The organism is Hymenobacter cellulosilyticus (assembly GCF_022919215.1).
In the GTDB taxonomy this organism is placed as follows: Bacteria; Bacteroidota; Bacteroidia; order Cytophagales; family Hymenobacteraceae; genus Hymenobacter; species Hymenobacter cellulosilyticus.
Map to the genome: position 1 here is coordinate 3,619,892 of NZ_CP095046.1, position 16,991 is coordinate 3,636,882.

General features: G+C 62.0%; 24 protein-coding genes and 4 pseudogenes. 18 read left to right on the forward strand and 10 right to left on the reverse strand.

What is annotated here, in order from left to right:
- Nucleotides 1-128 precede the first annotated feature (128 nt).
- The 3 genes from MUN79_RS30180 to MUN79_RS17735 are packed head-to-tail and all read right to left on the reverse strand — an operon-like array spanning nucleotide 129 to nucleotide 1,593.
- Nucleotides 129-380 carry a DNA/RNA non-specific endonuclease gene (locus tag MUN79_RS30180; RefSeq protein ID WP_262922892.1) on the reverse strand — a complete coding sequence of 84 codons (252 nt, stop codon included), beginning with the start codon at nucleotides 378-380 and terminating at the stop codon, nucleotides 129-131.
- Nucleotides 381-382: 2 nt separating this feature from the next.
- Nucleotides 383-1,021 (reverse strand): DNA/RNA non-specific endonuclease, encoded by a 639-nt coding sequence (locus MUN79_RS30185; protein ID WP_262922893.1) that lies wholly within the window; start codon nucleotides 1,019-1,021, stop codon nucleotides 383-385.
- The gene (locus tag MUN79_RS17735) at nucleotides 985-1,593 is read right to left on the reverse strand and encodes a hypothetical protein (protein WP_244673968.1); all 609 of its coding nucleotides are present in this window, start codon (nucleotides 1,591-1,593) and stop codon (nucleotides 985-987) included. The genes MUN79_RS30185 and MUN79_RS17735 overlap by 37 nt, the downstream gene beginning before the upstream one ends.
- A gap of 227 nt (nucleotides 1,594-1,820) precedes the next feature.
- On the opposite strand from MUN79_RS17735, the gene MUN79_RS17740 reads away from it, so the two are divergent.
- From MUN79_RS17740 to MUN79_RS17755, 4 genes are all read left to right on the forward strand, one after another.
- Nucleotides 1,821-3,608 (forward strand): DUF885 domain-containing protein, encoded by a 1,788-nt coding sequence (locus MUN79_RS17740; protein ID WP_244673969.1) that lies wholly within the window; start codon nucleotides 1,821-1,823, stop codon nucleotides 3,606-3,608.
- 143 nt (nucleotides 3,609-3,751) lie between these two features.
- On the forward strand, nucleotides 3,752-4,108 hold the full coding sequence (locus MUN79_RS17745; protein ID WP_244673970.1) for a thioredoxin domain-containing protein: 357 nt from the start codon (nucleotides 3,752-3,754) through the stop codon (nucleotides 4,106-4,108).
- Between the two features lie 70 nt (nucleotides 4,109-4,178).
- Nucleotides 4,179-4,433 carry a hypothetical protein gene (locus tag MUN79_RS17750; protein WP_244673971.1) on the forward strand — a complete coding sequence of 85 codons (255 nt, stop codon included), beginning with the start codon at nucleotides 4,179-4,181 and terminating at the stop codon, nucleotides 4,431-4,433.
- Nucleotides 4,396-4,944, forward strand: coding sequence for a YdcF family protein (locus MUN79_RS17755; protein WP_244673972.1), 549 nt, complete (start codon nucleotides 4,396-4,398; stop codon nucleotides 4,942-4,944). The genes MUN79_RS17750 and MUN79_RS17755 overlap by 38 nt, the downstream gene beginning before the upstream one ends.
- 236 nt (nucleotides 4,945-5,180) lie before the next feature.
- On the opposite strand, the pseudogene MUN79_RS17760 reads toward MUN79_RS17755, so the two are convergent.
- A pseudogene (locus MUN79_RS17760) lies at nucleotides 5,181-6,577 on the reverse strand (NAD-dependent succinate-semialdehyde dehydrogenase).
- Nucleotides 6,578-6,812: 235 nt separating this feature from the next.
- On the opposite strand from MUN79_RS17760, the gene MUN79_RS17765 reads away from it, so the two are divergent.
- The 7 genes and pseudogenes from MUN79_RS17765 (at nucleotide 6,813) to MUN79_RS17795 (ending at nucleotide 9,936) form a co-directional block, all read left to right on the forward strand.
- On the forward strand, nucleotides 6,813-7,370 hold the full coding sequence (locus MUN79_RS17765; RefSeq protein WP_311136509.1) for an RNA polymerase sigma factor: 558 nt from the start codon (nucleotides 6,813-6,815) through the stop codon (nucleotides 7,368-7,370).
- Nucleotides 7,371-7,372: 2 nt separating this feature from the next.
- The gene (locus tag MUN79_RS17770; protein ID WP_244673973.1) at nucleotides 7,373-7,633 is read left to right on the forward strand and encodes a hypothetical protein; all 261 of its coding nucleotides are present in this window, start codon (nucleotides 7,373-7,375) and stop codon (nucleotides 7,631-7,633) included.
- A gap of 11 nt (nucleotides 7,634-7,644) precedes the next feature.
- Entirely contained in the window at nucleotides 7,645-8,235 is a 591-nt protein-coding gene (locus MUN79_RS17775; RefSeq protein ID WP_244673974.1) for an anti-sigma factor, read from the forward strand.
- Nucleotides 8,236-8,355: 120 nt separating this feature from the next.
- Nucleotides 8,356-8,847 carry a heme NO-binding domain-containing protein gene (locus tag MUN79_RS17780; protein ID WP_244673975.1) on the forward strand — a complete coding sequence of 164 codons (492 nt, stop codon included), beginning with the start codon at nucleotides 8,356-8,358 and terminating at the stop codon, nucleotides 8,845-8,847.
- Nucleotides 8,848-8,989: 142 nt separating this feature from the next.
- Nucleotides 8,990-9,327, forward strand: a pseudogene (locus tag MUN79_RS17785) (arsenosugar biosynthesis-associated peroxidase-like protein).
- A gap of 94 nt (nucleotides 9,328-9,421) precedes the next feature.
- Complete coding sequence (locus MUN79_RS17790; RefSeq protein ID WP_244673976.1) at nucleotides 9,422-9,829, forward strand: rhodanese-like domain-containing protein; 408 nt, start codon at nucleotides 9,422-9,424, stop codon at nucleotides 9,827-9,829.
- The gene (locus tag MUN79_RS17795) at nucleotides 9,793-9,936 is read left to right on the forward strand and encodes a hypothetical protein (RefSeq protein WP_244673977.1); all 144 of its coding nucleotides are present in this window, start codon (nucleotides 9,793-9,795) and stop codon (nucleotides 9,934-9,936) included. Before MUN79_RS17790 ends, MUN79_RS17795 begins: the two co-directional genes overlap by 37 nt.
- Nucleotides 9,937-9,945: 9 nt before the next feature.
- Here MUN79_RS17795 and MUN79_RS17800 read toward each other — a convergent pair whose 3' ends face one another.
- From MUN79_RS17800 to MUN79_RS31185, 5 genes are read right to left on the reverse strand one after another with little or no spacing between them, the layout of a single operon-like run.
- The gene (locus MUN79_RS17800; RefSeq protein WP_244673978.1) at nucleotides 9,946-11,037 is read right to left on the reverse strand and encodes an MptA/MptB family glycosyltransferase; all 1,092 of its coding nucleotides are present in this window, start codon (nucleotides 11,035-11,037) and stop codon (nucleotides 9,946-9,948) included.
- Entirely contained in the window at nucleotides 11,019-11,291 is a 273-nt protein-coding gene (locus MUN79_RS17805) for a hypothetical protein (RefSeq protein WP_244673979.1), read from the reverse strand. Before MUN79_RS17805 ends, MUN79_RS17800 begins: the two co-directional genes overlap by 19 nt.
- Entirely contained in the window at nucleotides 11,288-11,443 is a 156-nt protein-coding gene (locus MUN79_RS31175) for a hypothetical protein (RefSeq protein ID WP_311136510.1), read from the reverse strand. Before MUN79_RS31175 ends, MUN79_RS17805 begins: the two co-directional genes overlap by 4 nt.
- Nucleotides 11,437-12,282, reverse strand: a complete 846-nt coding sequence (locus MUN79_RS31180; RefSeq protein ID WP_311136511.1) for a glycosyltransferase family 2 protein — start codon at nucleotides 12,280-12,282, stop codon at nucleotides 11,437-11,439. The genes MUN79_RS31175 and MUN79_RS31180 overlap by 7 nt, the downstream gene beginning before the upstream one ends.
- Entirely contained in the window at nucleotides 12,225-12,410 is a 186-nt protein-coding gene (locus MUN79_RS31185) for a glycosyltransferase (RefSeq protein ID WP_311136512.1), read from the reverse strand. The genes MUN79_RS31180 and MUN79_RS31185 overlap by 58 nt, the downstream gene beginning before the upstream one ends.
- A gap of 92 nt (nucleotides 12,411-12,502) precedes the next feature.
- Here MUN79_RS31185 and MUN79_RS31190 point away from each other — a divergent pair, with 92 nt between their 5' ends.
- Complete coding sequence (locus MUN79_RS31190) at nucleotides 12,503-12,664, forward strand: hypothetical protein (RefSeq protein ID WP_311136513.1); 162 nt, start codon at nucleotides 12,503-12,505, stop codon at nucleotides 12,662-12,664.
- Nucleotides 12,665-12,804: 140 nt separating this feature from the next.
- On the opposite strand, the pseudogene MUN79_RS17815 reads toward MUN79_RS31190, so the two are convergent.
- Nucleotides 12,805-13,514: pseudogene (locus tag MUN79_RS17815) on the reverse strand (glycosyltransferase family 2 protein).
- Nucleotides 13,515-13,709: 195 nt separating this feature from the next.
- Here MUN79_RS17815 and MUN79_RS31195 point away from each other — a divergent pair.
- The 6 genes and pseudogenes from MUN79_RS31195 (at nucleotide 13,710) to MUN79_RS17835 (ending at nucleotide 16,982) form a co-directional block, all read left to right on the forward strand.
- Nucleotides 13,710-13,916 carry a redoxin domain-containing protein gene (locus MUN79_RS31195; protein WP_311136514.1) on the forward strand — a complete coding sequence of 69 codons (207 nt, stop codon included), beginning with the start codon at nucleotides 13,710-13,712 and terminating at the stop codon, nucleotides 13,914-13,916.
- Nucleotides 13,871-14,167 (forward strand): annotated as a pseudogene (locus MUN79_RS31200) (peroxiredoxin); the annotation flags it as partial. The gene MUN79_RS31195 and the pseudogene MUN79_RS31200, both read left to right, overlap by 46 nt.
- Before the next feature lie 81 nt (nucleotides 14,168-14,248).
- Nucleotides 14,249-14,737, forward strand: coding sequence for a hypothetical protein (locus tag MUN79_RS17825; RefSeq protein ID WP_244673980.1), 489 nt, complete (start codon nucleotides 14,249-14,251; stop codon nucleotides 14,735-14,737).
- A 327-nt stretch (nucleotides 14,738-15,064) separates the two neighbouring features.
- Nucleotides 15,065-15,976, forward strand: coding sequence for a tetratricopeptide repeat protein (locus MUN79_RS17830; RefSeq protein ID WP_244673981.1), 912 nt, complete (start codon nucleotides 15,065-15,067; stop codon nucleotides 15,974-15,976).
- A gap of 83 nt (nucleotides 15,977-16,059) precedes the next feature.
- Nucleotides 16,060-16,188 carry a hypothetical protein gene (locus MUN79_RS30190; RefSeq protein WP_262922894.1) on the forward strand — a complete coding sequence of 43 codons (129 nt, stop codon included), beginning with the start codon at nucleotides 16,060-16,062 and terminating at the stop codon, nucleotides 16,186-16,188.
- Between the two features lie 23 nt (nucleotides 16,189-16,211).
- Nucleotides 16,212-16,982: an alpha/beta fold hydrolase gene (locus MUN79_RS17835; RefSeq protein ID WP_244673982.1), complete on the forward strand. Its 771-nt coding sequence runs from the start codon at nucleotides 16,212-16,214 to the stop codon at nucleotides 16,980-16,982.
- The last annotated feature ends 9 nt before the right edge of the window (nucleotides 16,983-16,991 follow it).

Genomic DNA, 16,991 nt, shown 5'->3' on the forward strand with positions numbered 1-16,991 from the left:
AGCCCTTCACCACTACAGCGGTAAAGGGCTTTTCATTGTTGTAAGAGCTTTTGGGGATAGGTGAGGAGCGGCATTTGCTGGGCTCCTGATGCTAGCCGAGAAGTTTGTGGTTACTCGGCTGCGCTGCCTTACCGCGTCGGGCCCTTGTCTACCTGAGCTTCCAGGCGAGCCTGCACGTCCAGGGGCAGCTTGCTGAGCAAGTCCAGGCCGGTAGCATTTTCAATGGCATCCACCGAGACGCGGTACTGGCCCCAGTCGGCGCTGACGCTGTTGTCGTTGGGCGTGTCGACGGCCAGGATGCGGGCTTGGGTAGCAATGCGGCTTAGATCATCCGAGCCTTCGGGCAGAATCACCAGCACCTTCCAGACCCGGGCCGGCACGGTTACCTTGCCGTTATCCAGGGTGGTAGTAAAGCCTTTGGCCCGGTGCCGCCCTTGCCGTAGCTGCCCATGATGACGTAGATTTCCTGGCCCCGGTTTACCTGGGTGCGGCCCCATTCCTCGAGGCTGCTCCAGGTGCGCTGGTTGTTGTTGGGCGCCTGCGGAATCATGTTGGTCATCAGAAACGTGGCCGAGTTGTCGTCCAGGTCGGTGGTGCGGTCGGCCGAGGGACAGTTGTGGCCCTTGTCGAAGCCCGAGCCCGAATAGCTGCGCGGGGTCACAGCGTAGAACTCCCGGGGCAGGGCCGGGTCGGGGCGGAAGTCGTCCTGGCGCGGGGCCGAGCCCATCCAGGCCCGGTTCAGGTGCCAGCTTACCCAGGTCGGAATGCCGCGGTTGGCGTTGTAGCCGATGGCAAACTGGGGCTTAAGCAGCAGGTAGTTGGTCGGGCTGGCCGGGTTACTGGTGGCCCCGCTGGGGTTGCCCAGGGCCAGGTGGTCTTCCCGGCTGCTGACCACGGCCGTGGCCTTGCGGGTGGTAGCCGGCGGCAGGGAGTTGCTCTGGGGCGAACTGCTGCCCACCGTGGGTGCCGCACCAGTGCCAGAAGCTACCGAGCCGCTGCCCGCCACCGTTTCCAGCTGCACGTCGTCGATGTTGAGTCGGCCACTGCCGCTGGTCTTGCGAATTTCCAGGCGCAGCCGGTTGGTAGTGCCCCGGCGAAGGTGTTCACCGCCAGGCGGGGGCCCTGGGTGCGCACCGGCTGCCCGATGCGGCGGAAGCTGCGGCCCCCGTCCACGCTGCCCCAGAGCTCCCAGGTGCTGGCCGGGTCGTTGCCGTAGGCCGCGGCGCTGATGCGGATGCTGCGCACCCCGGCCGGGGCGTCGAAGTTCATTCGCAGCTTGCCCTGGTTGCGCAGGCGGGCCGCGTGCTGCCCGTTTTTGTGGTCCTCATCGGCCGAGCCAATCAGGGCATCCTCGAAGTGCCAGGCCCCGGTGGTCAGAGTTTCGTCGGCCGTGGAGTAGGCCCCCTTGCTGCCCGCCTCGAAGGTTTCGGTCAGCCCGCTGCCGGTGGGCGACTGGGCGGCGGGCCCGGTGCTACCCGCCGATTCGACCGGAATGGCCGGCGGACCGTCGGGCAGGGGCTGGCGGGAGGTTTCGGGCGCAGACTGGGAGCAGGCCAGCAGGGCGGCGGGCACGAGGAAGAGAAGGCGAGACATAGGGCGAAGGTAAGCGTTGGGGACTATTCCGCAGAGGCCGGCAGCAGCTTTTCCAGGGCCGCAATTTCCGCGTCCAGGGCCTGAATCCGGGCTTCGAGCAGGGCTTGAGGCAGCCGGCCGCACTTGTGATAAGGCCCGGACGGCCCATTTGCGCGGTTGGGCGCAACTCAGTGCGTGAAATGGGGTTATTGTCGCCTACCTTGCTCTCCCTTTTCTTATCCCGCTACATGACCAACACCGTTACTCCCAAATACTTTTTCCTGGCGGCCGGCTGCGCCGCGGCCCTGTGGCTGGGCTCCTGCGGGCAGGAGCAGCACGCCGGCTCGGCCGAAACGCCCACCGCCGATGCCAACTTCGAGCGGTTCAAAGCCCAGTTTATCGACTCGCTCTGGTACTACAACCCCGAGTGGGCCAGCGGGCAGGGCTACCACCGCTACGACTCGTTATTGGTGGTGCCCAACGCCGCCCGCCGGCAGGTGGAAGCCAAGCAGCAGGCCCGGGTGCGCAAGCAGCTCGGCTCGTTCCCGGTCGGGGAGTTGTCGGTAAACAACCAAACCGATTTCCGGCTGATTGAAAACTACCTGAACAGTGCCCGTTGGTACGCCGATACCCTTAAAGACTGGCAGTGGAACCCGGCCAGCTACAACCTGGGCGGTTCGGTAGCCGAAATCCTGAACGGGCGCTACCAGCCCCTGGACCGCCGTCTGCGCAGCATCTCGCTTAAGATTTCCCGGGCTCCCGACTACTACGCCGCCGCTGAGGAGAATATTCAGAACCCCACCCAGGAGCACACCCGGCTGGCTATCAAGCAAACCAAGGGCTCTCTGGCCGTCTTTGGGCCTGCTTTGCTGGACTCAATTAACCGTTCGGGCCTGACGGAGCGGGAGAAGAAGGACTTTCGGGACCGGATAGCCACCACCCGGCTGATGCTCGAAAACTACATCAGCTTCCTACAAAACGAGGTGCTGCTGGCCGGCAAGTTCCGCAGCTTCCGCCTGGGCAAAGCCCTCTACGACCGGAAGTTTAACTACGACATCCAGAGCACCTACTCGGCCGACCAGGTGTACCAGAAAGCCCAGCAGCACAAGCAGGAGCTGCTGCGCGACATGCGTAAGCGGGCCGCCCGGCTCTGGCCCAAGTACTTCCCCGGTCAGCCCCTGCCCGCCGACTCGCTGGCGGCCGTGAAGCAGGTCATCGGCCGCTTGTCGCAGAACCACGCCACGCCGGCTGGCTTCGTGGCCGCCGTGAAGGCCCAGATTCCAACGCTGGTGAAGTTTGTGAACGACAAGAAGCTGCTGACCCAGGACCCGACCAAGCCGCTGGTGGTGCGCGAAACCCCGCTCTACATGCGGGGCAGCGGGGCCGGAGCCTCGGTTTCGGCCCCCGGGCCCTACGACAAGGCCGCCGACACCTATTATAATGTGGAGCCGCTCGACGGGCAATCGGCGGAGCAGGCCAACAGCTACCTGCGCGAGTACAACGAGTACACCCTGCAGATTCTCAACATTCACGAGGCTATTCCGGGCCACTACACCCAGCTGGTCTACGCCAACCGTTCCCCCTCGCTCATCAAGTCCATCTTCGGCAACGGGGCCATGATTGAGGGCTGGGCCGTGTATGCCGAGCGCATGATGCTGGAAAGCGGCTACGGTGGCAACTCCGACGAAATGTGGCTGATGTGGGACAAGTGGAACATGCGCGTGACTCTGAACGCCATCATCGACCACGAAATCCAGGTCAATAACGCCTCCGAGGCCAGCATCGTGGCCCTGCTCACCCGCGACGGGTTCCAGGAGCAGTCGGAAGCCACCAACAAGTGGCTGCGGGCCACCCTAAGCCAGGTGCAGCTGGCCAGCTACTTCACCGGGTACACTGAAATCTACGATTTGCGCCAGGAACTGAAAAAGGAGCAGGGCTCGGCCTTCGACCTGAAAGCGTTTAACGAGCAGTTCCTCAGCTACGGCAGCGCCCCGGTGCGCTACATCCGCACCATGATGCTGAAGAAGCCAGCGTAGGGGAGTCCTGGCAGCTATTGACTACAGCAACGTATAGGCCGTCATGTCGACCAACGGGAGACATGACGGCCTTTTTATGCCTGATCGGCGTACCTGGTTTTACCGGCTGCCCGTATACACTTACTTCCGTTTTTTACCTGCATATGAAAGAACAAGACCGGCAGCGTGTCTACCAAACTGACGATGAGGGCCTGCGCCGCTACACCCACGAGCATATGAAGGTGTTTGCCAAGTTCACCTCCGACAACTGTGAAGTCTGCGAAACCCTGGCCCCGCCCTTCGAGAAGTTTGCCAACGACCAACCCTACGAAACCATCCTGTTTCTACGCCTGGCCTCGGAGGAAAGTCCGGTGGCTAAAAAGCTGATGCAGCAGAAGGTAGCCCCGTTTTTTGTGAGCTACTGCCAGGGCCGCATCCTGGAGTGCGACACGCTCACGGCCGAGGCCGAGGTGCAGGCCATGCTGGAGCGCCTGCGCGCGTGGCTGCCCCAAAACCACTAAGCGGCCGGCGCGGGAGGTTGTTTCTGCAGTTCTAAGCGGCTTCCCGTGCTTTTGTCCTAGCTTCGCGGCCGTGTTTTTCATCATCTCCAAATCCCTGCCCTACCTGCTGGACCCGGTCATCTGGCTGCTGGTGCTGCTGGTAGGCGCCTTGCTTAGCGGCCGGCGGCCGGCCCGGCAGCGCGGCCTTGTACTAGCCGCTTTAGTCCTCTTATTCATTGGAACCAACGGCGGGCTGGTCAACGAGGCCGCGCTGGCCTGGGAGCTCCCGCCCGTACGCCTGCGCACCATTGCCCCCACGACGCGGGCGTGCTGCTCACCGGCGTGACCCGGCCCAGAAGTCGCCCCACGACCGGGTATACCTCTCCGAGGGAGCCGACCGGGTTACGCATACGCTGTGGTTGTACCGGGCCAAGCGGATTCGCCGCATCATTATCAGCGGGGGCTCGGGCTCGTTGCGGGAAGTGGCCCACACCGAGGCCCAGGATATTGCCACGCTGCTACGGCTGGCCGGTGTGCCCAGCCAAGACATTCTGCTGGAGGAGCGCAGCCGCAACACCCGCGAAAACGCCCTGTATACCAAGCAACTGCTAGCCCAGCACCCCGATATCAAAACCTTGGTGCTCGTTACTTCAGCCTTTCACCAGCGCCGGGCTCTGGGCTGCTTTGCCAAAGTGGGCCTGTATCCCACGTCCTTTCCCGTCGACTTCCGCACCGAAGACCGGGGCCCGCGGTCCATCACCTACTGGCTACCCGACGCGGCTGCCCTGGGCCGCTGGAGCCACCTGCTCCACGAGTTACTCGGCTACGTGACGTACAAAGTGCTAGGGTATATTTAAAGTGCTGATATGCTGAGGTGGGGAATGTGCTAAGGCCAACCTTGTGTCATTGCGAGCAAAGCGAAGCAATCCGTCCTCTGAAACGTGCTCAGCCCCCTTATGTGAAAAGCCCTTTACTCCAAGTGGAATAAAGGGCTTTCTGGTAAAAGGTAGGTTGTCACCAGTAGAGGACGGATTGCCACGGCCTTTGGCCTCGCAATGACACGAGCAACATCAGCATATCAGCACATTAACAGTTACTCCACCTTTTTCTTCGCTACCGGGGCTTCGCCGGCTACCCAGATGCTTTTCTGGTTGACGAACTCCCGGATGCCCAGGTAAGACAGCTCCCGGCCGTAGCCCGACTTCTTAACCCCGCCGAAAGGCATTTCCGGCGACGACTTCACCATGGCATTCACGAACACAGCCCCGGACTCGATGCGGCGCGCTACGGCCTCGCCGCGCTGCTGGTCGCGGGTCCAGACGGAAGCGCCCAGGCCGAAAGGGGAGTCGTTGGCCAGGCGCACGGCGTCGGCTTCGTCGCGGGCTTCCAGCACCAGGGCCACGGGGCCAAACAGCTCCTCGTAGTAGGCCGGCTGCCCGGGCTTGATATTGGACAGAATCATGGGCCGGAACAGGGCCGTGCCGGACACTTTCTGCCCGCCAAACAGCTCCACTTTGGCGCCGGCTTTCACCGTGTCTTCTACCTGCTTGGTCAGCTCGTCGGCCAGGTCGGGGCGGGCCAGGGGCCATACTGGGTGGCCTCGTCGAGCGGGTCGCCGGTGCGCATAGCCAGCAGGTGGGTTTTGAGCTGACTGATAAAGGGCTTGAGGATGGACTTGTCGACAATGAAGCGCTTGGCGGCAATGCAGCTCTGCCCGGCGTTGACCATGCGGGCCTGGGCGGCGGTTTTGGCCGCCAGCTCCAGGTCGGCGTCGGCCAGCACGATGAACGGGTCGGAGCCGCCCAGCTCCAGCACGGTTTTCTTGATCTGGGCCCCGGCCGTGGCCGCCACTTTCGAGCCGGCCAGCTCACTGCCCGTAAGCGTGGCGGCCTTCACCCGGTCGTCCTGCAGCAGCTTTTCCACCAGGTCGGAGCCGATGAGCAGGGTGCGGAAAGCGGCGGGCGGGAAGCCCGCGTCGTGGAAAATCTGCTCCAGGGCCAGGGCGCACTGCGGCACGTTGGAGGCATGCTTCAAGAGGCCCACGTTGCCGGCCATCAGGGCCGGGGCAGCAAAGCGGATAACCTGCCAGAACGGGAAGTTCCAGGGCATAATGGCCAGTACTACGCCCAGGGGCTCGTAGGCAATAAAGCTGCGCCGGGCCTCGGTCTTGATCTGCTCGTCGGCCAGAAATTCCTCGGCGTGGTCGGCGTAGTAGTCGCAGGTCAGGGCGCACTTTTGCACCTCGGCCCGGCCGTCGGTTACGGGTTTGCCCATCTCCAGGGCCATGAGGCGGGCCAGCTCGTCCTGCCGCTCACGCAGTAAGTCGGCGGCCCGGTGCATGAGGCGGCGGCGCTCGGTAAACGAACTTTCGCGCCACTCCACAGCGGCCCGGGCAGCCTGGGCGAGGATACGCTCGGTTTTAGACCAGGAAAACGCCCGGAAGCGCCGCAGCACCTTGCCGGTATAAGGATTGAAGGATTCAATAGCCATGCGAAAACGAAATGAACTCGAAAAGTTTACAACCAACTCTAGGGGCGTCCTGTTAGGCAAAACATAGGTTTCGGTTAATACAACGTAGCAGTAAGCTCCGCCGTAGACCCCCAAACCGTGGCGTTTTACCCCGCCCAACCGACGCTGCCTGCTGCAGAATACGGTTTATAGTGTACTTTCGTCTTACCGCTGGGCGCGTAGCGTACGTGCTGTCGGCTTTTCAACGCTGTTGCCTGTGTCTCCCACCACTCCCGAATCACCGACATCCGTTTCCGAAGAGCTGCTCGTGCAGCGCCTGCGCGACCGGGATGAGTCGGCCATGACGCTGTTCTACGATAAGTACTCAGCGGCTTTGTATGGCGTCATCCTGCGCATCGTCAAAAAGGAAGAAATTGCCGAGGACGTCCTGCAGGAAAGCCTCGTCAAAATCTGGAACTCCTTTCCCTCGTACGACGCCAGCAAAGGGCGGCTCTTTACCTGGGTTCTGAATGTTTCCCGGAATTTAGCAATTGACAAAATCCGGTCCCGACAGTACCGCGTAGGTACTCGCACGCAGCCCATTGAAGAAAGTGCCGCGCTGCGCCAGGCCGCGACTCCCACGTTCCGACCTGAGCACATTGGTTTGCAGGAAATGACTGGCAAGCTTGCTCCGGAGCAAAAGCAAATCATTGACCTGCTTTATTTTGGCGGATTTACACAAAGCGAAGTGGCTGAAGAACTCAACCTGCCGCTGGGAACGGTGAAAACCCGGGCCCGGGCGGCCATCAAAGTATTAGCAAAACTGATTCGATAGCCGTGAATATTCAGGAGTACATCGAATCTGGAATTCTGGAAGAATACGCCCTAGGCGTGCTCGACGAGGCGCAGCGCGCCGAAGTGGAGCGCTACGCCGCCGAATACCCAGAAGTTCGGCAGGAACTCGACCTGGTGCAGCAAGGCTTAGAGTCTTATGCTCAGGCGCATACGCAAACTCCTCCCGACGGAATGCGGGAGCGGGTACTGGCAGGCTGGCAGGCGGCCATCCGGCAGGAGGCGGCCCCGAAGCGGCTCCGGTAGCTTCGGCTCCCGTGGCCGAAACCGTGGTGCGGCCTATCAGCTCGGCCCCGGTGGCGGAAGAAACGGCTGGTTCGGGCTTTAATTGGATGATGGCGGCTTCAGTGGCCCTGCTGGTACTGAGTGCCGCGGCCAACCTGATTTTGTACAACCGCTGGAAAGACAGTGAAACCCAGCTCGTGGCCTTGCAGACCGATCAGTCGCGCGTGGCTTCGACCATGCAGGCCGTGGAGAAGCGCCTGGGCACCCGCACCCAGGAGCTGGCCGTGCTGCGCAGTGAGCAGTTTCGGGCTGTAGAGTTGGCCGGCACGCCCGCCGCGCCCAAGGCCAAAGCCCGGGTGCTTTACAACCCGGCTACCAAGGCCGTGTACGTTGATGTGCGTAATCTGCCCGCCCTACCCGAAGGCAAGCAGTATCAGCTCTGGGCCCTGGACAAAGGCAAGCCCGTGGACGCGGGCATGCTGGCCGCTACTACTACGGCCGGCGACAGCCTGCAGCAGATGAAGGACATAGCCAGTGCCGAGGCCTTCGCCATGACGGTAGAGCCGGCTGGCGGCAGCGAAAACCCGACCTTATCAACTATGACGGTTTTAGGGAAATTCTAAGCCGTCTGTTCCCACCTCATTGCGTACCCCTTTGGTGCTGGTACTAGTACTTTCAGAAGAAAGCTTAACATTAAGCGCCTTCTAGGAGTACTAGTACCAGTACCTTTTTACCCCTTTTCAGTGCACGGATCCATCATCAACCTGCTCAAGCGTTTCGTTCAGACCCAGTACGATTACAGCACCTGGCACAAACTGGTCGAGCTTTCGGGCCTCTCCAGCGCCGACTTCGAAATGAACGAGGTGTATCCCGATGCCCACGTGTATGCCCTGGTAGGCCAGGCGGCCCTCATGACCGGCATTCCGGCCGAGAAGCTGCAGGAAAAGTTTGGCGAGTTTCTGGTGCCCGACCTGATGCTGGTGTATAAGCGCTACGTGCAGCCGGGCTGGGGCACGCTGGAAATGATTGAAAACACCGAGGAAGCCATGCACGGCGCCGTACGCCGGGAAACGCCCGGCACGCGGCCCCCGATTCTGCACGTGACGCGCCTGTCGGAAAAGGAGCTGGAGGTGGAGTATGAGTCGGAGCGGCGCATGGGCGCGCTGGCCGTGGGAATTATCCGGGCCTGGCAACGTACTTCGATGAGGCCGACGAAATTGAAGTACAGGCTATGACCCGGGAAGACGAAGAAAAAGTCATCATCCGGGTTCGGCAGCGCTAAGCTAACTTGGCTTCTGCGCGGTTGAGCTTCTGGAGCCTCGTACCGTTTATTTTCTTCTCCACCCTGGGCCACAGCCCGCTACACGCACCCTTATCATGGAAAAATCAACTTACTACAACCCCGCCGACCTGGCCAAATTTGGTAATATCTCGGAGTGGCAGCCCGAAATGGGCGCAAGTTTTTCGAGTACTACGGCGAGGTCTTCAAAGAAGGCGCTTTGACGGAGCGGGAAAAGGCCCTGATTGCCCTGGCCGTAGCCCACGCCGTGCAGTGCCCATATTGCATCGACGCCTACACGTCCGATTCCCTGCAAAAAGGTGCCGACGAGGCCCAGATGATGGAAGCCGTGCACGTAGCGGCAGCCATCAAGGGCGGAGCGGCCCTGGTGCACGGGGTGCAGATGATGAACAAGGCCAAGGAAATGAGCATGTAAAAACCGTTGGTGACTTCGGTCACCGCTTGAGTGCGGCAGCCCCGGCCCGGATGGTTTTCGGGGCGGGGCTGCCTTTTTTATCGTACCAGACACCATGAAACGACCCGCTTTGCTGGCCTGGGGGCTGCTGCTGTCGGCCTGCGGCTCAAATGCCCAATCGGGCGAAAACCCTGCCTACGACCGGCTGCTGCGTACCCTCTACAAGAACACGGTGCCCACCATCCGGCCCGCCGCCCTGGCCCGGGAACTGCAGAAAAATCCGGCTTCGGTGCTGGTGCTCGACACGCGCACCCCGGCCGAATACCAGGTCAGCCACCTGCAGGGCGCCCGTTTCGTGGACTTTGATACCTACGAAAAAGCCACGTTTGCCGACCTGCCCCGGGACCGGAAAGTAGTGGTATACTGCTCCGTGGGCTACCGCAGTGAGCGGGTGGGGAGCGGCTGCGGGCTTTGGGCTTTACGCAGGTGCAAAACCTCTACGGTGGTATTTTCCAGTGGGTAAATGAAGGCCGGCCCGTGTACAACCAGCAGGGCCTGACCAAGAATATTCACCCGTATTCGGCCCTCTGGAGCCCCTGGCTCAGCCAGGGTACCAAGGTGTACGAGTAAGCAGCGCGCCTAGTCTGGCTGCGGCTTCTGCCTGGACCGCGTTACTTCCCAGGCAAATACGGCCGCAACTACCCCGTACTCCAACGTCACCAAACCCAGGTTTTCGGAGTAAGAACTGGTTTGATACGCCGCGTAGGACAGTGGAATCAGGGCCGACCACACCAGCGCGTACCGGTAGCGGGTAAATACGCTCAAGGCCACCAGGGTGGTAATGTACCAGGGGTGAACCGTGGTAGCCAGGGCAAAATACAAAGTGAAGGTAAACAGCAGGGTGCGGGGCAGGTTAGCCAGGGTAGGGCGCCGCTCCGTCGTGGCCAATACCAGAATGCCCGCAGCAGTAGCCAGGGCTAGGAAGGTACCGAGCCGCGCAATCTGGTTGTAGCCCGTATGCCAGTAGCCGACGGCCCGCAGCAAATAGTAAAAGCTGGCGTTGAACTCGAACTTGTGGAAGTACAGGTCCAGGCTGCCGCCCAGGTGCCGGAGCAGGTCGGCCGACAGGAAGGGCGCAAACAACGCCAGCACCACGGCCGCCGTGATACTGGCGTAGCGCAGCAGCGGCCAGCCGCCCAGGCGCCGCAGTAGCAGGGGCAGCACAAGGACCGGTAGTAGCTTGGTGGCTACGGCCCCAGCCAGCGCTGCCGCGGAAAGGGCCCACCGGCCCCGAGTCAATGCCCACAGGGCCGCTAACAACCCGCAAATCAGCAACGCCTCGAAGTGCAGATTGCCCGTCATCTCCACGATGACCAAAGGGTTGAGCAGGTAGTGCAGAGCCCGGCTGGCGGGCAGCCCTACGTACGGTAACAGCCGGAGCAGCAGCAGGGCCGTACCGGCCTCCGCTGCCAGCAACAATAACCGTAGCACAATAACAAAGCCCTGCTCACTGGTTGGAAACAGCTTGCTAGCCAACCCAAAGGCTGCCTGACAAACGGACGGGTACACCGAGTAATAGTGGGGCGAGTTGAGCCGGGTGTACAAGTCCTGTGCTTGGGCCGCCGACAATGGTGCTAGCGGGCCGGGCGCGGCAGAATCGGCCGCCGTAAGTATTTCGTCGGGGCGCTGCAAATAGGGGTTTTGGCCGGCTACTACCAGGGCCCCGTCCAACGGAAGCGGAAATAATCGTCGGACAAGGCCGGTAGCGCGGGCAGCCAGAGCAGGCGCAGGGCCAGGGCCAGCAGCAGGCCGTAGCGCAGGGGCAAGGGGCGGCGCAGCAGCAGCAAATAGCAGCCGAAGGCCAGGGCGTACCAGGTCAGCAGCAGGCCAAAGTCCGGCCGGGGCGTGGCGTAGGCCAGCCCGACGTAGGCCACGACGCTCAGCAGCGCGGCCAGCCCCTGCGCGCTGGTCAGCCGCGGGTTCACGGGGTAGTTTGGTTATGCCGCAGCGAGTAGTAGAAGATCAGGCCAAAGCCGACCGTGAGCAGGCTGTGGAAAGGCAGCAGCCCGTAGCTGCGCAGGTAGAGTCCCAGGCCCAGGCCGAAAAGGAAATACAGGGCCAGCAACCCTTCTAACACGGTAAGGCCGCCCAGACTGCTGGTGCGGTAGCGGCGGCCAATCCAGGTGCCCTGCCGCTTGACGAGCCCCATTTTAGGCGTCCGGACAAAGGCCGAAGGCCGGCGGGCCAAACCGGCCAGCACCGCCCGGGAATTGTGCAGGGACAACCCATGGTAACGGCCAGAAACAGCAGAAACCGCGGCACGAACTGCCCCAACGAACCCGCCGGGCTGTCTATTCGCCAGGCGGTGTAGAAATAATAGGTTAGCGGCAAAAAGCCCAGAATGCAGACCGAAGCCAGACGAAACACCGGCTGAAAGGCCGGCTCGTATTCCCGGATATACAGCAGGGGCACACTGAGCACGGCCATCAGCAGAATAGCCACGAACACGGTACTGTTGAGCAAATGAAACGCGGCGTGGAGCTTGGTGCTGGTACTTTGGCCCGAGCGCAGCACCTGGCGCAAATGCTTGCGGGCCGTTTCGGCGGCGCCCTTGGTCCAGCGGTGCTGCTGCGACTTCAGGGCGGGCAAGGCGGCGGGCAGCTCGGCGGGGGCCTGCACCTGGGGCAGATACACGAAGCGCCAGCCCCGCAGTTGGGCCCGGTAGCTCAAATCCAGGTCTTCGGTGAGCGTATCGGCGTGCCAGCCGCCGGCATCCTCGATGCACGTGCGCCGCCACACCCCGCCCGTGCCGTTGAAGTTGATGAAGTGCCGACCCAGGTTGCGGCCCACCTGCTCTACCAGAAAGTGGGCATTGAGCCCGAAGGCCTGCAGCTCGGTCAGCAGGGAATATTCCTCGTTCAGGTGGGTCCAGCGGGTTTGCACCACGCCCACTTCGGAGCCGGTGAAATGGGGCACCGTACGCCGCAGAAAGTCGGGGCGGGCACGAAGTCGGCGTCAAAAATGGCAATGAACTCCCCGTCGGTTTCGAGCAGCCCGTAGGCCAGGGCCCCGGCCTTGTAGCCTTCCCGGCTGGGCCGGCGCACGTGGTCGATGCGCAGGCCCGGGCCCGGCAGCGCAGTACGGCAGTGGCAGCCAAAGCCACTGTTTCGTCGGTCGAGTCGTCGAGCACCTGTATGTGGAGCCGGTCGGGCGGGTAGTCGAGGCCGGCGGCGGCTTCGATGATGCGCTCCACCACGTAGAGCTCGTTGTAAATGGGCAGCTGCACCGTCACCCGGGGCCATTCGGCCGGGGTGGGCGGCGGCGCAGCGCCGGGGCGGGCATAGGCGCGGCGGGCTAGGCGGGTGAGGTGGAACTGCGTTAAACTAAAGCCCAGGATAAACACCAGACAGAGTCCGTAGAGAACCAGAAGAACTATTTCCAGTCCTTGCATCAGAAGGGCAGCAAAGTCACTAACCAAATCAAAACGGGCGGGCTGCGCTACAAATACTTAAAAATCGTCCACAAAATCTTGTAGCCGGCACCCAGCGTGCCTTTCACCGTGCCCGAAACCTTCGAAACCCCGATGCGGCGGCGGTAGCGCACGGGCACTTCCTGATTGCGCAGGCGGTGTTTAGCCGCCTTGAGCTGCATTTCCACCGTCCACCCATACGTGGTATCAGCCATCTGTAGTTGTTGCAGCGCCCCGGTGCGAATGGCCCGGAAGGGACCCAGGTCGGTAAACTCCACTCCGTAGAGCATGCGCAGCAAGGTAGTGGCCAGCCAGTTGCCGAAAATCTGCTGGGGCAGCATCGAGCCGCTTTCCCGCTCGCCCAGCGCCCGGGAGCCAATGACCATGTCGGCCTCCCGCGCAGAATCGGGGCCAGCACGGCGGGCATATCGGCCGGGTAGTCGGAATGGTCGCCGTCGAGAAACACGATAATATCGGCCTGCTCGGCGGTGGGCTTGCTAAAGCTATAGGCCATGCCCGCCAGGCAGGCGTGCCCGTAGCCAGGCCGGTTTTCGCGCAGCACCGTGGCCCCGCCGGCCCGGGCTACGGCTCCGGTATTGTCGCGAGAGTTGTTGTCGACCACGATAACCTCATCCACCAGGCCGGCCGGAATTTCGGCCAGCACCAGACCAATGGATTGTTCTTCGTTGTAGGCCGGAATAATCACGTGAATACGCGGGGCGGCGGGCAAATCGGGCATTGGGGCAGGGCAAGCATGGGCAGCAACGGCCCGACGAGCGGAAAAAACAGGGCAGACCCGGCTGTATAGGCGCCAAATCCGGTGCAAAGATGCACCTTCGCCACCGTTATTCGTTTAAGCCCATTGCGAGCTGTAACCTTGGCCCCGGCCAGCAGGTTTAAACCGGTATTCTATTTTTCCCTCTAGTCTCTGCACATGCTCCAGGTTGGTGACCAAGCCCCCGATTTTACCCTTAAGACCACTTCCGGCGACACGTTTCGCCTGGCCGACCAGCGGGGCCGCCGCAGCATCGTGCTGTATTTCTACCCAAAGACGACACGCCGGGCTGCACGGCCGAAGCCTGCTCGTTTCGCGACCAGTACGAGGACTTCCTGGAGCTGGGCGCCGAAGTGGTGGGCGTGAGCTCCGACTCGGAAGCCTCCCACCAGAAGTTTACCCAGAAGCACCGCCTGCCGTTTCCGCTGCTGGCCGACGCGGGCGGGCAGGTGCGCAAGCTCTACGAGGTGCCCCGGGCCCTACTCGGTATTCTGCCCGGCCGCGTCACCTTCGTCATCGACCAGCAGGGCGTTATTCAGTACATTTTCAACTCCATGAACCGGGCCACCGACCACGTGAGCACCGCCAAGGAAGTACTAACCGGCCTCAACAAATAAACCCATGGGAGCCTTACTGACCGATATGCTGCAGCGCGCCCAGCGCAGCCGCCGCGTAGTGGCCGTGCAAACCGGCGGCCCATGTTTCTGGGCTACGTGCTCAGCCACAACGCCGAGCTGCTGTTGCTGCGTACCCTTACCCGGCAGGGCTTGCCCACGGGCGTCCAAACCCTGAGCATGCACACCGTTACGCAGGTGCACTTCGACGACCGGTACGTGCGCCTGATTGAGTTTAAGGAACACAACCCCGAGGTGGTTTACGGCCTGCCGGCCGCTCCCGACGGAATTACCAACGACGACCTGAGCGTGCCGTCCCTGCTGCAGAAAGCCCTGGAAGCCCGGCAACTGCTGCAGCTCGATACCTACTCCGATACCTCATTTTACGGCTACGTAGCCCGCCTCACCGAAGACGAGTTGCTGCTGGAAGTCTACACCCAGTTTGCCGAGGCCGACGGGCACAGCGTGATGGACGTGGACAGCATCCGCAGCGTGGTGTGGAGCAACGAGGACACGCGCACCATTGAGCTGCTGCGCAAGCAGGGAACCATCCTGGGCCCGCCCAAGGAGTAGAAATTGTCCTTCGGCAGGTGGTAACTGTGTAGGCGGAAGCGTACTTTGGCTGGACTATGACAATTACCTTGTACTATTCCGCCATTCTGGTCATGTTTCTGGGCCTTGTAGTCAATCTAGTACTGCATGAGCTGAGCCATGCCGTAGTGGGGCGGCTGCTGGGCGGAGGCCCATGCAGGTTTTCGTGGGGTCTTACGGCGACACGGCGGGCAGCTTTTGCCTGCCCTTGGGCCAGAAATCCCGCTTATACGTGAAAAAAAGCATGCGGCTCTGGCGCGGGGGCATGTGCCGGGTCAGCCATCCCTGGACGGCTACCGGGCTATGCTGATGATACTGGCCGGCCCCGTACTGCCGGTTCTGCTAACGGCCTTGCTCGTCGTCGGTGCATTCCTGTTTTCCACCAACGACCTGCCCCGCGTCTGGAGCATCCTGCTGCTGATTTCTGCCTTATTTTCCATGGTAGGGAATCTGTGGCCCCAGAACCAGCCCATTACCTCGACCAGCAGCTCGGAAGTGTACAACGACGGGGCCCAGCTACGGGCCTTGTGGTATTACCGAGGCGTGCCCAATGCCTACATCCAGGCCGTATCGGCTTATCAGGCTGAGGATTATCCGGCGGCGGCCGCTGGGCTTTTGCCTTACCTGGAAGTAAAGTCCCTGCAGCCCGACACGATTCGGATGACCATTGCGGCCCTGCTGAAAAGCAATGACTACGAGCGGGCCCGGCAGGTACAGGACACCTACGGCCCGCTGCATCGCTCATCCAGCGACGATTTGGTGAATGAGGGGCTGATCCGGACTCATTTCCAGGATTTTGATGCCGCCCTGGGCTGTTATGGCTATGCCCTGTATCTGGACCCAAACAATGAGGCTGCGCTCAACAACCGGGGCTATGCCCGGCTCCTGACGAAGCAGTACCGGGAGGCCGTCCAGGACTTTCGCCGGGCCCTGGCGCTGAAGCCTACTTTTGCCTTTGCCCACAACAACCTAGGCCTGGCCCTGCTGATGCTGGGCGAAACCGACGAAGGCCTGGGCCACGTGCGCTATTCCCTGCGCCTCGACGATGCCAATTCCTACGCCTACCGCAACCTGGGTATTTACCACCTGCAGCAGGGCGAGCTGGCCGAGGCCCAGCAGCAGTTTGACCGGGCCTGGGCACTGGATCCGGACACCGATTTGCTGGCCGGCTACCGGGAGCAGCTGCGCCGCCGCCTGGACGAAACCGGGCCGCACGTCTAGCGCGGAAGGTTTTTTGCAACTCGAAGTGTAGCCTCGCCCGGCGGTTCTGCGTAACCACTGCCGACTCACTCAGCTATTTTCGAATGCTACGTTTCCTTTCTGTTCTGTGGCTGGCGCTGCTGCTCACGCGGCCCGGCTTGGCCCAAACCCAAGTTCTCAACGCCACGCTCGACGGCTACGAGTATCCTTTCCCGGTCAAGTATCTGCCCTAAAGCTCGAAGGCCAGGCCCTGCGCATGGCCTACATGGACGTGCCCGCCACGACCAAAGCCAACGGCCGCACCGCGGTGCTGCTGCACGGCAAAAACTTTTTCGGGGCCTACTGGCGTGAAACCGTCCGGGCGCTGACGGCCGCGGGCTTCCGCGTGGTCGTGCCCGACCAGATCGGCTTCGGCAAGTCTGACAAGCCCGATATTCACTACTCCTTTCACCAGCTGGCCCGCAATACTAAGCACCTGCTCGATACGCTGGGCGTACAAAAGGCCGTAATCGTGGGTCACAGCATGGGCGGCATGCTGGCCACCCGCTTTGCCCTTATGTACCCGGCCACCACGGAAAAGCTGGTGCTCGAAAACCCGATTGGCCTGGAGGACTACCGCGTGGGCGTACCGTTCCAGACCGTAGACCAGGCGGAGGCTACCGAGCGCAAAAGCACCGAGGAAAGCATCCGCAAGTACCACGCTACCTACTACCCCAGCGGTTACCCCAAGGCCCACGACGAGTGGCTGCTACCCCTAATGGCCCAAACCAAAAGCCCGGATTTTGCCAAAGTGGCCCGCGCCAATGCCCTGACCTTCGACATGATTTACCAGCAGCCGGTCAGCTACGAGTTCAGCCGGGTGCAGACGCCCACGCTGCTCATTATCGGGCAGCAGGACCGCACGGTGGTAGGCAAGGGCCTAGTTAAAGACCCCAGGTGCTGGCTTCAATGGGTCAGTATCCGGAGCTGGGCCGGCGTACCGCGGCTCAGATCAAAGGCGCCAAGCTCGTGCCGCTGGCCAACGTAGGTCATATTC